The following is a 14,593-nucleotide window of genomic DNA, read 5'->3' as shown; positions in this document are numbered from 1 at the left end:
CGTGCCCGTGCTGAAGACGAATTGGAGAGCCAGTGAGCGAGGCCGAGGCGGAGCAGACCGCCGTACCGCTGGACAGTGTGGACCGGGACATCATCCGCGAGCTGACCACCGACGGGCGCATGTCCATCACGCAGGTGGCGGAGAACGTGCACATCAGCCGGGCCCACGCGTACTCCCGGATCGCCCGGCTCACGGGCGAGGGCGTGCTGACCAAGTTCACGGCACTGGTGGATCCCATCAAGGCGGGCCTGCGGTCCTCTGCCTACGTGACGTTGAAGGTTCAGCAGCACTCCTGGCGCGAATTGAAGGAACAGCTGCGGGCCATCCCGGAGATTCACCACATCGCTTTGGTGGGCGGCGACTTCGACGTCATCCTCCTGGTCCGCGCCACAGACAACATCCACCTCCGCCGCGTCATCTTCGATCAACTGCAGTCCATGGACGGCATCCTGGACACCCAAACGTTCCTGGTGTTCGAGGACGTCGATACCCGGTGACCTTCAAGCGAAAGCTCGCCTGGACGCTGGTGGCTTGCGTCCTGGCGGGTGTCCTGTGGCTGGTCGCTGCCTTCCAGCTCTTCCACAACCCGCCCCGCGCCACTCCCCAGAAGACCGATGCGATTGTGGTGCTGGGCGGCATGAGCGACGAACGGCTCCCGGTGGGCCTCGAGCTTCGGGACCAGCTGGGCATAGAAGACTTGGTGGTCGTCACCACCGGTCTACCGGCCAACGCCGGGTCGGATGAGTTTTGTGAAGAGCACGACGGCGCCACTCACCTGGACTGCTTCCGTCCGGACCCGCTGAACACCCGAGGCGAAGCGTTGCGGCTGCGCGACCTTGCGGCAGAACACGGATGGACGTCCGTGACCGTGGTGACCTCCGACTATCACGTCCAGCGGGCCGGCACTCTCATGAAGCAGTGCATCGCTGCCGACGTACATATGGTGGGTACCGAGCCGGAGCTCTCCCCAGTGGCGTGGGTGTGGCGATTCGTGGTGGAAACGGGTGGTCTGTTGGATGTGTGGGTGCGGCCGGAATGCTGAGTGTTCTGCGGATGGCCCTGCGCCGGAGCGCACGATTGCGGCTATTGCTGAGCTCCTGGACGTGCTGCGGGTGGATGAGTTCGGGAAGAGTCTGTTTCCTTAGACGCAAGGCATAAGGATTCCGCGGCCTTCGAATCCGCCGGCGTGACGCCTGCAGCGTGCACACTGAACCCGACGCAGGTCCCCTCATCCCGGCGCACTCGGATCAGTAGACGTGACGGCTGCGCCTTCCTGACGGCATAAGTGCGCGTAGGGCTTCGTCGATTGCGATCACAGGGAGTAACACCAATGCCGTTGTGATCGACAACGCTGTCCACCCGGCGTCTTGGAGTACCTCAACAGCCCTGCGACCTGCTTGTTCCGGGGACTCACCGCCGGCATTTAATAGGGTGATCATGCCTCGACACTAGAGAAGTTCAGGCAGCAAGCACACGAGTAGTTAGTACTTGTGTTTTTTGGGCCCACTACTTGGTCTCAGCTTCGAAGTACTCGGCAATTTTGACCAGAATGGCCCTGACCACGCGTCTACTTCGCCCCAGTGGCTGGCGCCCCGGGGTGGCGCCAGCCCACCCGAGGCAGCATGCTACCCGGGCAGCATGACAACCTGCGAAACCACCGCCTTAGTGAACGGGAACCGAGCTTGAATCGGATTTCCTCGCTTCGAGAAGACCCAAGAGGTACGAGCCGTAGCCGCTCTTGACCAAAGGCTCCGCCCGCTCACGTAGTTCATCGTCCGTGAGGAAACCCGAACGCCAAGCGATTTCTTCAGGAGCACCGACCTTCAAACCCTGCCGGTTCTCAACAGTTCGGATGAAGTTCGATGCGTCGCTCAGGTCCTCGAAGGTTCCCGTGTCTAGCCATGCGGTTCCCCTACGCAACACTTCGACCTGCAGTTTGCCTCGCTCCAAGTACGTTTTGTTGACATCAGTGATTTCAAGCTCACCACGATCTGATGGCTTAAGGTTTCGGGCAATCTCAACAACGTCATTGTCGTAGAAGTAGAGACCGGGGACAGCGTAGTTACTGCGAGGGTTCTCGGGCTTTTCCTGTAGAGAGATCGCACGACCGTCCTGATCGAACTCGACCACACCATATGCTTTGGGGTCCTTTACCCAATAACCAAAGACCGCACCACCGTCAACGTCTGCGTATCGGCGCAGTTGGGTGCCCATGCCCTGGCCGTAGAAGATATTGTCGCCGAGGACCAGGGCAACGGTATCGCTACCGATGTGGTCAGCTCCCAACGTGAAAGCCTGCGCCAAGCCATCGGGCGAGGGCTGCTGGACGTAACTTAGGTTCACACCAAAACGGGAGCCATCTCCCAAGAGACGTTGGAACTGCTCCGCATCATGAGGAGTCGTGATAATAAGAATGTCGCGAATGCCAGCCAGAATCAGCGTCGACAAAGGGTAATAGATCATCGGTTTGTCGTAGACAGGGACAAGTTGCTTGCTGATGCCGAGGGTGATCGGGTGCAGACGCGATCCAGTTCCCCCAGCCAAGATGATTCCTCGCATGATCAGATCATTCCGTGTTCGTGCGGGCATCCGCAAACCCGTAAGGTTATGCGTCATGGGGCAGATACTCGTAACCGGCGGCGCCGGCTTCATTGGTTCAAACTTTGTTCACTTTGTTGTTGAAAACACGGATCACACCGTCACCGTGCTTGACAAGCTGACATACGCCGGGAACTTAGAATCCCTGGCAGGGCTTCCCAGCAACCGCGTCACGCTGGTTCAAGGTGACATCGCGGATGCAGAGGTCGTCGATGGCCTCGTCAAAACGCATGATGTGGTAGTCCACTATGCAGCTGAATCGCACAACGATAACTCGTTGCATGATCCGCGCCCTTTTCTGGACACCAACATCATCGGCACCTACACGCTGATTGAAGCCGCACGCAAGCACGACAAGCGTTTCCACCACATTTCGACTGACGAGGTGTATGGGGATCTGGAACTCGACGACCCGGAGCGATTCACCGAGAACACTCCATACAACCCCTCCAGTCCGTATTCGTCGACTAAAGCGGGTTCGGATCTATTGGTTCGGGCGTGGGTGCGTTCATTTGGCTTGCAGGCCACAATCAGCAACTGCTCCAACAACTATGGCCCTTACCAGCATGTCGAGAAGTTCATACCTCGCCAGATCACGAACGTCATTGATGGTGTCCGCCCCAAGCTCTATGGCAAGGGTGAAAACGTCCGCGACTGGATCCACGCCAACGACCACTCTTCGGCCGTGCTTGCGATCATCGAAAAGGGCCGCATTGGTGAGACTTATCTGATCGGCGCCGACGGCGAAAAGAACAATAAAGACGTAGTGGAACTAATCCTTGAGCACATGGGGCAAAGTCGCGATGCTTACGACCATGTCATCGATCGTCCAGGCCATGACCTTCGATATGCAATCGACTCCTCCAAGCTGCGCACGGAGTTGGGCTGGAGCCCTGAGTACTCAAACTTTGACTCTGGCCTTAAGAACACCATTGAGTGGTACCGCGACAACGAAGCATGGTGGCGTCCGCAGAAAGCCCAAACCGAGGCCAAGTACACGAAGCAGGGGCAATAGTATGTCCATCGAGTTCTCCAAGCAGTTGACAGCGACAGAAACGTCCATTCCCGGCGTGGTACTCTTTGACCTTCCCGTCCACGGTGATAACCGGGGTTGGTTCAAAGAGAACTGGCAACGCGAGAAGATGCTGGCACTAGCCCTCCCCGACTTCAAGCCTGTCCAAAACAACATTTCCTTCAACGAAAAAGCGGGGACAACGCGCGGCATCCACGCGGAACCCTGGGACAAATTCATCTCGGTTGCCAGCGGCAAGATCTTCGGAGCCTGGGTCGACCTCAGGCAAGGGCCCACATTCGGGAACGTGTTCACTGCGACTCTGGATGCGAGCCAGGCGATCTTCATTCCTCGGGGCGTCGGAAATGCCTTCCAGACTCTCGAAGACAACACGGCCTACACGTACTTGGTTAACGATCACTGGAGCGCCGACGCCCAGGGACAATACACGTTCTTGAATTTGGCGGATGAGACCGTAGCTATTCAGTGGCCTATCCCTCTGTCCAGCGCCGAACTCTCAGAAAAGGACAGAGTTCACCCGCGTCTCGCACAAGTTGTTCCCATGCCACCGCGGATGACCCTGGTCTTGGGGGCGAACGGACAACTTGGGAAGGCACTCCGCGAAGCATACAAAGATGACCTGTCCGTACAGTTTGCTGGCAGGGCTGACTTCGACCTCAATTCGGAGAAAGCCTTCGCTTCTCGCAACTGGAAGAACTACAACACCGTCATCAACGCGGCTGCGTACACAGCAGTCGATGCTGCAGAATCTGCTGACGGCCGCAGAGCTGCTTGGCAGACCAACGTTACTGGCGTAGCACGGCTGGCGCGCATCGCAGTCGAACACGACCTGACCTTGGTGCACGTCTCGTCGGACTACGTATTCGACGGGACAAAAGACCTGCATTCTGAGGATGAAGAGTTCTCCCCGCTCGGGGTGTACGGTCAGACCAAAGCCGCAGGCGACGCGGTGGTAAGCGTGGTTCCCAAGCATTACATCGTCCGCGCCAGTTGGGTGATTGGTGAGGGTAACAACTTTGTCCGTACGATGGCCAGACTTGCAGCCGCAGGAGTCAAACCTGCCGTCGTAAATGACCAAACCGGGCGGCTCACCTTTGCCGTGGACATAGCCGAATCCATTCGGCATCTGCTCGAATCAGGAGCAGAATACGGCACGTACAACCTGAGCAGCGAAGGGACGACCCAGTCGTGGGCAGATATCGCCGCCGACGTCTTTGAGCTTGCGGGAGCGTCTCGAAACGACGTGAGTGGCGTAAGCACTGCCGAGTACTTTCACGGCAAAGAAGCTGCACCCCGACCGCTCAAAAGCACGCTGGATCTCCAGAAGATCAGCACCGCCGGGTTCATTCCGCCACACGCAAAAGATCGTCTCTCAGCATCCCTGACCGTCGCGCCTTGACTAGTGCCGGCAGGGTTTGTGACTGTTTTTACCAGATCTTAACTCTCCCGTAACACCGCGTGGTGTGCTGGGTCGCTTGAGTTGCAAGCGTCCCAAGGATTGGTGACTTCTGCGCAAATTCTGGCTTACTTTTGCTCTTACACGTCATTCTTGGATGAAGAAATGCGTCCTCACCTCAAGTAAAGACCCACCGCATGAGACGGGTACAATTGCCCTGAGGCGCAGTCCCAACGACTCATGCGGACGCAGCACGAGCGCCTTCAGCTTAACAACACAGGGGGAATCCGGTTTGGACCTACGCGATTACCTGCGCATTCTGCGCCGTAATTGGATACTGATCACAGCGATCACAGTTGGCGGTGTCCTAGCAGGAGGCCTCACCTCCGTCCTGGTGAAGCAGAGCTACACGGCTGAGACGCAATTGTTTGTAGCTATCCAAAGTTCCGGTTCTGTCCAGGAACTCCAGCAAGGCAATACGTTCACCCAAGCCAGGGTGCAATCGTATGTGAAGACCGTTGACACCCCTGTAGTGCTTCAGCCTGTAATCGACAGCCTGGGTCTACCAATCGCAGCGGAAGATCTGGCCCCCAAGGTAACAGCAAGCACAGATGCCAACACCGTGCTCATCAACATCGCTGTGACCGATGATTCACCTGCTCAATCCGCAGCCATTGCGCAAGCTGTTGCTGACAGCTTGATCAAAGCCGTCGATTCATTGGAAAAGCCCAAAACCGGCGGCTCATCTCCCGTAAGCCTTTCGGTCATTAAGCCGGCCAAGGCGCCCTCAAGTCCCTCAGCACCGAACACAAAGCTAAATCTACTGCTGGGCCTGATCGTTGGACTCGCTGTAGGTGTCTCCGCAGCTGTCCTGCGCACCACGTTGGACAGCCGCATTCGTGGTGAAGAGGACCTCCGGCGCATCACGGATGCCCCCTTACTGGGTGCCATCACGTATGACCCTGATGCGAGCGATAGGCCGCTTCTGACCCAGGCTCCAGCACAAAGCCCGAGAGCGGAATCGTTCAGGCAGCTTCGTACAAATCTTCAGTTTGCAAATGTCTCAGGCCAAGCCCGGACGGTACTCATGACGTCCTCGCTGCCTGGCGAAGGTAAGAGCACAACAGCAACAAACCTGGCACTGGCGCTGGCGCAAGCCGGCCAAACGGTGTGCCTCATCGACGCCGACCTACGACGGCCTATGGTAAACGAGTACCTCGGGCTGGATCGAGGAGCGGGGCTCACCACTGCGCTGGTTGGTCTTGCAGACGTTGATGACCTGCTGCAGCCCTGGGGAGAGGACAATCTCTACGTCTTGACCTCGGGTCAAATTCCGCCGAATCCCAGCGAGCTATTGGCTTCGAGCGAAATGAAGCACCTTATTTCGAGACTGGAAAAGGTCTTTGACTCCGTAATTATTGACGCCCCACCTCTCCTTCCGGTGACGGATGCTGCTGTCCTTTCACAGCATGTCGGCGGTGTGGTGGTCGTCGTTGGATCACAGAAACTCCGACACCACGACTTGGAAAAGTCGATGTCTTCGCTGAAGTTGGTGGGAGCCTCCGTTCTCGGAATTGTCCTGAATCGCTTGCCATCCAAGGGCCCCGACGCCTACGCATACAGTTACTACAGCCATGACGAGAAGGCTCAGCTAATGGACGCCGAAGTGCGATCGCGTGCTGGCTCCCGTGCGAAAGTTCGGTCGACCGCTGTTGTCAATGAGCATCTCGATCCCGACAGCACTCGCCCTGCCACTGTTTTCCCTTTGAAGCGCTAACCGACAATACGTAGCATCAACCCGATTCTGCTTCCTAGTCCCAAATCAACATGATCTGGGACTAGGACCAGGGGTGTCGTATATGCCGATTTATGCCGAAGTTGTCACGACGAGTGTCGACTCCCATGACCCCTTTTGGAGACGTTAATGCCAGCCGACGAAAAGGAACACGATCACGCCTTCGACTTCGTGGTCATTGGCCACGCCATCGACTCAAACGCCCTCGGCAGGGCAATTTCCATGGCAATGGTGGCCGAGGCTATCGGTCCCACCCGCCTCCTGGCCTTCGGTGACGGCCCGATTTGGAAGGGTGCTAGCCAATTTCAGATTGAAACCGAACGACTGACCAAAACGTGGAAGAGGGATCTTGCCGCGCTTACCGGGCAGTCCAGCAATCGTACGGTTTTCTGGCTATCAAAAGGGATCTCGCCCCTCGATCGTCTCGCCACCTACATCAGTCGAACTTTGCCGGATGCCCTCATCATTTTGGATCTCGATGACGACGATGCAGGATTGGCGGAGGCCTTCACCCGTCAAAACCTTGTCAACAGACTGAAGTTAAATCCCCTTCGTCGCGGCAGTGCTCGTAGGATCCGGCAAGCCCAAGGTCGCATTGCCCGTGTAGCCCATGGGTTTACGTTCTCGAGTAATTCATTAGCTAGTGTGTACCCAAAATCCTTCCAGCCTCTGGCACGGATTCCACACGTGCGTGAAGACATCGGAGACCATACCCAAGGACGTGGCTTGACGGCTAAGATGACTTTCGGTTCGTTGGGAACGCTACGTCCCCATAAGGGCAGCGGTCTCTTGTTGGATCTAATGCGGCACAACAAAGATTTGACGCTCGTGACTTTCGCCAATTGCGGCCTCGGAAAGCCAGAGAGCACCGACGAGAACTGGATTGAAATTCCGCCAAATACGCCTTTGCATGAGGCCTATTCACAGGTCGATGTGTCGGTAATACCGATAACCGACGATGGACCGGGAGCTCAGTTCCAGCTCCCCGCCAAGCTGGTTGACTCCATGAGGTCGGGAGTTCCTGTACTGGCATCTCCTACGCCGGCCATCAATGAGATTGCTTCGGAAGCCTATACACCCCTCCAGGCTTCACTCAGCCCTTCAGCTGTTGCTGACCAAATCAGAACCTTGGCGAACGGACAGTCTGGTCAATTGGCTAGGCAGCGCTTCGAAGAGTTGCTAACGCCGGCGGCGGCCGCAGGGCAGCTGACGTCACTTCTTTCAGTGCTCGATTCGAGACAGTGACAACATCATGAAGCGGTTAAAGCGCGCCGCACGGGCTCTCTTCCATCAGTCCTTGCTGGCACAGGGACTGACAGCCGTAACAGCCCTTGTTACAGTCTCCCTGCTGGCACAAGGCATGCCCACGGCCGACTACGCTCACTACGCTGTTGTTACTGCTCTTTGGGCAATAGGGAACGCCGTTGTTGGGACTGGGACTGGGACGCGTATTGCCAAGATGTCCGCTGACGGACACAGGCGAATCCGATTCCAGCAGTCCGAACTGTGGGTTGCCGTTGCTGCTGCTGCCGGAGTAGGGCTCTACGTAGGGGCGGTTCGGGAATACAACTTTGACGCCCTGATTGCCGGTTTGTGCATGCTTAGCTTCGTATTCGCCGAATCGAGCACATCTTTCGAACTCGGCGCTGGGCGATTTAATCGCTACCTCATCATCCTCGCCACAAGAGCACTGACTCCTCTTCTTTTCCTTGGAACCCTCTTTGTTCTTGATGCAGTTACATTCACAACTGCGATATGCAGTACGTTCGCAGCGAATCTCATCTCTCTTTCATTGTGGCCAAGTCGCTGGAGCGCTGCCCTAGAACGGGCCAAGGGCATATCGAGTCATTCTGTGGGTGCCATGAACATGGCCCTGTGGATTATCGCCAGTGCTGACCGCTTGATCTTGGAAGGTATCGTCCAACCGTTGGAGCTAGCGACGTACGCGATGGCCTACGGCCTGGTAGACCGCGTCTTCCGATCACTATCCAATGCCTACATCGCGAGAAATCTCCGCCGATCATTCCAAGGGACCACGTCAAAATCAGGTCTGCTCTACTTAGGCGGCATGGCACTGATAGCTGTCTTGCTGGTTCCAGGAGTCCACTGGGGAACCAATATTCTTTCTGGCGGCCGTTATGTAGCGGACTTTGACATAGCAATCGGCGTCGTTGCTGCAGGACTCTTCATGGTCTGGAGTGCACCTCGGTATGTGGCACTGATGGCGTCGGGATCATATCGCTCAAGCATAGGAATACTGGGACTGCTGGCCGCCATGAACATCGGCGGTAACTTCATTTTTGCTCCCTCTTTTGGGATTGTTGGCGCCGCATTTGTTTCTGCGGCCACTTACTTGTTATGGCTCACTTGGCTCGTCGGCCGTTCGATGCACCAAAAGAGCACTGTTCTCATGATCGGACGGCATGTTCGAGTCGCAGCGTAAACCCATACAGCCCAACCAGAGGATGTCATCCTTGCAGAACTCAAACCCTTCAGTCCTGGCGTTCCCCATGCACGGTCAACAGAAACTGCTAAGTGAAGGTTATCGAACACGCGATGGCCACATGATCGAATGGCTTGGAAAGCTAAATTCGTCGGTTGGCCCTGTTGCTGTACTCTCACGACCAGAACCCCAACTGCTCCGACCCCTCACACGCAAAATTCTCCGGATGCCAGCTGCAGCCAACACAGTGGCCTTTGATTCGTATTCTTGGGCTATCCCCAAGTTCAACGATCGGCGTGCTTGGTGGTTACAGTCGAAAAATGACTACACGCTACCACACGCTGACGTAGAGATTCCTGCGGTGATTTGGAACCCGCTAGTAGCCCTCTCAAACATATGGAATGAGCTTCAAAAGGGGAAACGAAAGATATCCGTCGACCTCTTGGACGACTGGTCGATTCACTACGCATTTGAATCTATTTGGCCGGAGCTCGAAACAGCCTACCGGCGTATCTTTGATCGAGCTGACTCTGTTACAGCCAATGCTGAGGGCACACTCGCGCTGGCTCATCGTTTCGGTCGACACGATGCCACTCTGCTGACAAATGGCTGCGATCCAGAACGCTTCGATCCGGCATCCAACGCGTCGGGACCAGTTACCGTCGGCTATGTCGGGAAAATCGGGAAGCGAGTTAACCTGGAACTCGTTCGAGAGGCAGCGGAAAAGCTGCCCGAAGTGAAATTTGTTTTCGCCGGACCAATTCTGGACAGTGAATATAAGCCAGTCATGGAGAACCTCCCGAATCTCCAGTTGCTGGGTGACGTACATTACAAGGATGTGCCCGCGCTTCTCCAGTCCTTCGATATTGGATGGGTCCCACATAACGTGGGCGAGTTCGAAGTAGGCGGAGACGTACTCAAAACTTACGAGTACCGGGCTGCAGGCTTACCAGTTCTATCGACCCCCGTGGCGGGCGCAGGACAACGGGACCTGGGATCTATTTACGTTCGCCCCGCAGAAGAGCACGTCGCCTGGATTGAGGCGACAGTCGGATCTCAAGAGAGGATTCCGCGCGAGCCGGGGAACATCCCAGAGGTCCACACCTGGCGGCACAAAACAGAGTTCGTCCTCAATGAGCTCACCCGGTGACGCATCAGCAAGGTCAGCCGGAACTGAACATCATCAAAGAACGGAATCATTCATGAAACGATCTGTAGCCATCATTGGAACAAGGGGCTACCCCAGCTACTATGGCGGATTTGAGACGGCTGTCCGACGGCTCGCGCCTTATCTCGCTGAGCGCGGTTGGGACGTAACTGTCTATGGTCGGAAGAACGCGACCAAGGTCAACGACAGCACGAGGGATCCTCGCGTTAAGTCAGTCGTAATGCCGGGCGTCGAATCGAAGTCGTTGAGCACTCTCTCGTACGGACTAACATCCTCACTCCACGCTCTCGTCAAGAAGCCAGATGTGGCATTGGTGATGAATACCGCCAACGGCTACTTCCTACCGATGCTAAAGATGAGACGTATTCCGACGCTCGTAAATGTTGACGGCATCGAGTGGGAACGCGCCAAGTGGGGACGGCTTGCAAAAAAGGCATTCCATTTGGGGGCAGTCATGACAGCCAGGTTTGGCACACGCATGGTCTACGACGCAGATGCCATCGGTGACTACTGGCGCTCAGAGTTCAAAGTTGACGGCGAATTTATCCCATATGGCGGTGACGTTCCAGAAGAATTGCCCGTAGAAGAACCTTTTACCCACCGAGGGTACATTCTCGCGGTTGCCCGCTTCGTGCCCGAGAACACGATTCCAGAATTCATGGACGCAGCTGAGACCCTTGCAGAATCTTGGCCTGTGGTTCTTGTTGGCTCCTCAGGCTACGGGGGTGAACTTGACGAGCGGGCAGCTGACCTTAGCGCCAGGTCGGCAAGCTTTCACTGGCTGGGCCATGTCAGTGATGACCGGAAACTCCACTCACTTTGGCAGCATGCCGGGGCTTACTTTCACGGGCACAGCGTTGGGGGCACTAACCCCGCGTTAGTCCAAGCAATGGCATGCGGCTCACCAGTTGTGGCCCGGGACACTGTCTACAACAGAGAAGTTTTGGGCAGCGGGGCAGAATTCGTCGAAGCGACTCCTGCATCGATCATTGCCGGACTCTCCGCTGTCATGAATGATGCCGAGAAGCAGCAGGAACTCTCGGAATTGGCACAGAAACGAGCTATCTCCGACTACTCGTGGGAGGGTGTTTGCGCGGCTTACGAGGCGGCGCTCACTGCTCTAGTGAAGCGCGCCGATACCCCGGCGAAGTTCAGCGTCCGACGTTTCCAACGTGCAAAGTGATTTCATAAGGCCGCGTAACGAGGGCGCAGATTCTCTACTTGCTAATTCAAGCGAGGCCAACTTGCCCGCCCCCGCCGACGTTCGCGGACGGGTATCGAAATATTACGGCACCAAGAACGGCGCCTGTATCCTAGCAACGGGGGTCTCCCCGATCAAGATTATCTATGTCATGGGGTTGATAATTGGACACGGATTCTGATTGGCGGCAGCGTACATCCAGCATCCTTCGTGTTGTTGACGGCTTTGTCATTATCTGGGCTGTTGCCGGTGCATATGTCATAAGATTCGGGCTTGAACCTGACTTTGTGGTATCCGGTCAGGAACTGAACTATGCCTGGCTGTCGGCCATCTTGGCTACTGCTTGGTGGTGCATGCTAGGCGCATGGAACAGTCGCCAAAGCCGCATCTTGGGCGCTGGCCACGATGAGTACAAGCGCGTGGCAGCTGCTTCACTGTGGTTGTTCGGTCTCATAGCTATCTTCTCCTACGTGTTTCGGATTGAGACTGCCAGAGGCTACGTCGGCATTGCGCTGCCGGTCGGCCTTGCGGGACTGCTGCTGGCTCGCTGGCTACTCCGTCAGCACTTGAGCGTTGCTCGACAAAAGGGCCGCAGCATGTCACGCCTGCTGTTGCTGGGAGGTCCCAGCGCAGTTGCGCACTTGGCATCATCCCTCCATAGCGCTAAGCACGCTGGATACCTTCCGATAGCGGCCTATACTCCTGGGGCGCTAAACGAAAAGTCGACGGATCAAGGGTTAGCCCTTCCGATTCTGGGCAATGGCACGGACACGGCATCGGTCTTAGCGGCCATAGATGAGTGTCGAGCTGATGCAGTTGCGGTTTCTGCTGGCGTGCAACTTCATCCCCAAACGATCCGGCAACTTGGCTGGGAACTCGCCTCGCGTAACGTCGGCCTGATCATGGCGCCGGCTCTCACCGATATAGCTGGTCCGAGAATTCACACCCAGCAGGTGGCAGGACTACCCCTGATCCACGTGACAACGCCTACTTTGGAGGGCGGGCAACGAGTTGCGAAACGCCTATTCGACATCCTGGTTTCAGGCATCTTGATTCTTGTCTTGTCTCCACTCATGGCGGTGGTTGCCCTTCTGGTACGGCTAGACAGCAAAGGCCCGATTCTATTCAGGCAATCTCGCGTAGGCATGGAGGGGCGCCCATTCCAAATGCTCAAGTTCCGGTCCATGGTGGTAGATGCGGAAGCTCGTCTCGCCGAGTTGGAACATCGCAACGAAGGCAAAGGTCTTCTCTTTAAGTTGAAGGATGATCCCCGTATCACCAGAGTTGGCGGATTCCTTCGTAAGTACAGTCTGGATGAGCTCCCACAACTTTTTAACATCTTGGGAGGCTCCATGAGCCTCGTAGGCCCGCGGCCACCACTCCCGCGGGAAGTTGAAGCTTATGAACAGGATGTTCGCCGCCGCCTGCTCGTTAAGCCAGGGCTAACCGGACTCTGGCAAGTAAGTGGCCGTTCCAACCTTTCCTGGCAGGACTCAGTTCGCCTCGACCTTTACTACGTTGAAAACTGGTCTCTGGCCGGCGACCTTGTCATCATCCTTCGAACAGCCCGCGCCGTGTTCCACAGCACCGGCGCTTACTAGGCCCAACCTCCCACGCAGATCGCTGCGAAAGGAATCGACTCACAATGCGTATATCAGTAATTGGCTGCGGCTACCTTGGTGCTGTTCATGCCGCATGCATGGCAAAATTAGGCCACCACGTGGTGGGCATCGATGTGGATGAGCGCAAGATCGCTGAGCTCTCCGCAGCAACTGCCCCTTTTTACGAACCCGGCCTTGAGGACCTCCTGAAGGAGGTCCAAGAAACTGGCCGTCTTTCCTTCACAACAGACATGGCATCAGCTGCAGGGAGCGATGTCCACTTCATTTGCGTCGGTACCCCGCAAAAAAAGGGGGAAAACGCCGCGGACATGAGCTACGTAGACGCTGCCCTTCGCGGGCTTCTGCCGCACCTTTCTGCAGGAGACGTCGTCGTAGGAAAATCAACAGTCCCAGTTGGCACAGCCTCTCGCCTCGCCGAGGGGATCGCCGAAGTCCAACCAGAAGCGCACCTCGTTTGGAATCCTGAATTCCTTCGTGAAGGCCACGCGGTATCCGACACTCTCAATCCGGATCGCTTTGTTTATGGTGTCGCCGATGGTTCTGAGGATCACCCAGCCGTTGCCATCCTGGACGAGGTATATGATGCGCCTCTGTCTGCGGGGACTCCCCGACTGGTTTCTGACCTTGCGACTGCAGAGCTCGTAAAAACTGCCGCTAATTCATTCCTTGCAACAAAAATCTCGTTCATCAACGCCATGGCGGAGCTTTGCGAAGCAGCAGGAGCGGACGTCACGCAGTTGGCAGACGCGATCGGCATGGACGACCGCATTGGACGGAAGTTCCTCCACGCCGGGATCGGCTTCGGAGGAGGCTGCCTTCCCAAAGATATTCGCGCCTTCATGGCTCGCGCGGGAGAACTCGGTGCTGACCAGGCACTGACGTTCCTGCGCGAAGTTGATGCCATTAACATGCGCCGACGAACCCGTGTAGTCGAGCTGAGCCGGGAGCTATGTGGCGGCAGCCTGCTCGGCAAGAGAATTACCGTTTTGGGCGCGGCGTTCAAGCCAGAAAGTGACGACGTCAGGGACTCACCGGCGCTCAGCATCGCCGCTCAACTTCAGTTGCAGGGAGCGGTGGTGACTGTCAGCGACCCCAAGGCTCTAGCCAACGCGGCCCGCCGGTTCCCGGAACTACAGTACGTGGAGGACACCGATACGGCAGTCAAGAACGCCGACGCCCTCCTGCTGCTTACTGAGTGGCAGCAGTACCGCGAAATGGATCCGCACACGGTCAAGCAGTATGTGACTGAGCCGCGGATCCTCGACGGAAGAAATGTTCTTGACCCTGGAAAATGGCGAGCTGCTGGATGGCACTACCGTGGTCTGGGTCGGCCGTAG

13 protein-coding genes are annotated in these 14,593 nt (G+C 56.6%); 11 read left to right on the top strand and 2 right to left on the bottom strand.

The window, feature by feature from the left end:
* The first annotated feature begins 32 nt into the window (after positions 1-32).
* Both J3A64_RS00965 and J3A64_RS00960 read left to right on the top strand, forming a co-directional pair.
* Positions 33-497: an Lrp/AsnC family transcriptional regulator gene (locus J3A64_RS00965; protein ID WP_043806261.1), complete on the top strand. Its 465-nt coding sequence runs from the start codon at positions 33-35 to the stop codon at positions 495-497.
* Positions 494-1,042, top strand: coding sequence for a YdcF family protein (locus tag J3A64_RS00960; RefSeq protein ID WP_210063456.1), 549 nt, complete (start codon positions 494-496; stop codon positions 1,040-1,042). The genes J3A64_RS00965 and J3A64_RS00960 overlap by 4 nt, the downstream gene beginning before the upstream one ends.
* A 205-nt stretch (positions 1,043-1,247) precedes the next feature.
* Here J3A64_RS00960 and J3A64_RS00955 read toward each other — a convergent pair whose 3' ends face one another.
* The gene (locus tag J3A64_RS00955) at positions 1,248-1,439 is read right to left on the bottom strand and encodes a hypothetical protein (RefSeq protein ID WP_210063455.1); all 192 of its coding nucleotides are present in this window, start codon (positions 1,437-1,439) and stop codon (positions 1,248-1,250) included.
* A gap of 223 nt (positions 1,440-1,662) precedes the next feature.
* Positions 1,663-2,559 (bottom strand): glucose-1-phosphate thymidylyltransferase RfbA, encoded by an 897-nt coding sequence (gene rfbA, locus J3A64_RS00950; protein ID WP_210063454.1) that lies wholly within the window; start codon positions 2,557-2,559, stop codon positions 1,663-1,665.
* A 55-nt stretch (positions 2,560-2,614) separates the two neighbouring features.
* Between rfbA and rfbB the strand changes: the two genes are divergently transcribed.
* The 9 genes from rfbB to J3A64_RS00905 all read left to right on the top strand — a co-directional run bounded on the left by rfbB (position 2,615) and on the right by J3A64_RS00905 (position 14,593).
* Positions 2,615-3,613 (top strand): dTDP-glucose 4,6-dehydratase, encoded by a 999-nt coding sequence (rfbB, locus tag J3A64_RS00945; RefSeq protein ID WP_210063453.1) that lies wholly within the window; start codon positions 2,615-2,617, stop codon positions 3,611-3,613.
* Position 3,614: 1 nt separating this feature from the next.
* Positions 3,615-5,030: a bifunctional dTDP-4-dehydrorhamnose 3,5-epimerase family protein/NAD(P)-dependent oxidoreductase gene (locus tag J3A64_RS00940; protein WP_210063452.1), complete on the top strand. Its 1,416-nt coding sequence runs from the start codon at positions 3,615-3,617 to the stop codon at positions 5,028-5,030.
* Between the two features lie 289 nt (positions 5,031-5,319).
* On the top strand, positions 5,320-6,804 hold the full coding sequence (locus tag J3A64_RS00935; RefSeq protein ID WP_210066035.1) for a polysaccharide biosynthesis tyrosine autokinase: 1,485 nt from the start codon (positions 5,320-5,322) through the stop codon (positions 6,802-6,804).
* Positions 6,805-6,951: 147 nt separating this feature from the next.
* On the top strand, positions 6,952-8,067 hold the full coding sequence (locus J3A64_RS00930) for a glycosyltransferase (RefSeq protein ID WP_210063451.1): 1,116 nt from the start codon (positions 6,952-6,954) through the stop codon (positions 8,065-8,067).
* Between the two features lie 7 nt (positions 8,068-8,074).
* Complete coding sequence (locus J3A64_RS00925) at positions 8,075-9,265, top strand: lipopolysaccharide biosynthesis protein (RefSeq protein WP_210063450.1); 1,191 nt, start codon at positions 8,075-8,077, stop codon at positions 9,263-9,265.
* A gap of 226 nt (positions 9,266-9,491) precedes the next feature.
* Positions 9,492-10,415, top strand: coding sequence for a glycosyltransferase (locus tag J3A64_RS00920; protein ID WP_210063449.1), 924 nt, complete (start codon positions 9,492-9,494; stop codon positions 10,413-10,415).
* Positions 10,416-10,467: 52 nt separating this feature from the next.
* On the top strand, positions 10,468-11,616 hold the full coding sequence (locus J3A64_RS00915; protein WP_210063448.1) for a glycosyltransferase: 1,149 nt from the start codon (positions 10,468-10,470) through the stop codon (positions 11,614-11,616).
* A 182-nt stretch (positions 11,617-11,798) separates the two neighbouring features.
* A complete protein-coding gene (locus J3A64_RS00910; RefSeq protein WP_210063447.1) occupies positions 11,799-13,235 on the top strand; it encodes a sugar transferase in 1,437 nt (478 codons plus the stop codon).
* A 44-nt stretch (positions 13,236-13,279) separates the two neighbouring features.
* Complete coding sequence (locus tag J3A64_RS00905) at positions 13,280-14,593, top strand: UDP-glucose/GDP-mannose dehydrogenase family protein (RefSeq protein ID WP_210063446.1); 1,314 nt, start codon at positions 13,280-13,282, stop codon at positions 14,591-14,593.

Origin of the sequence: Pseudarthrobacter sp. PvP004 (genome assembly GCF_017876035.1) — a bacterium.
Classification (GTDB): domain Bacteria; phylum Actinomycetota; class Actinomycetes; order Actinomycetales; family Micrococcaceae; genus Arthrobacter; species Arthrobacter aurescens_A.
This window is presented reverse-complemented; position numbering and strand designations above follow the sequence as displayed.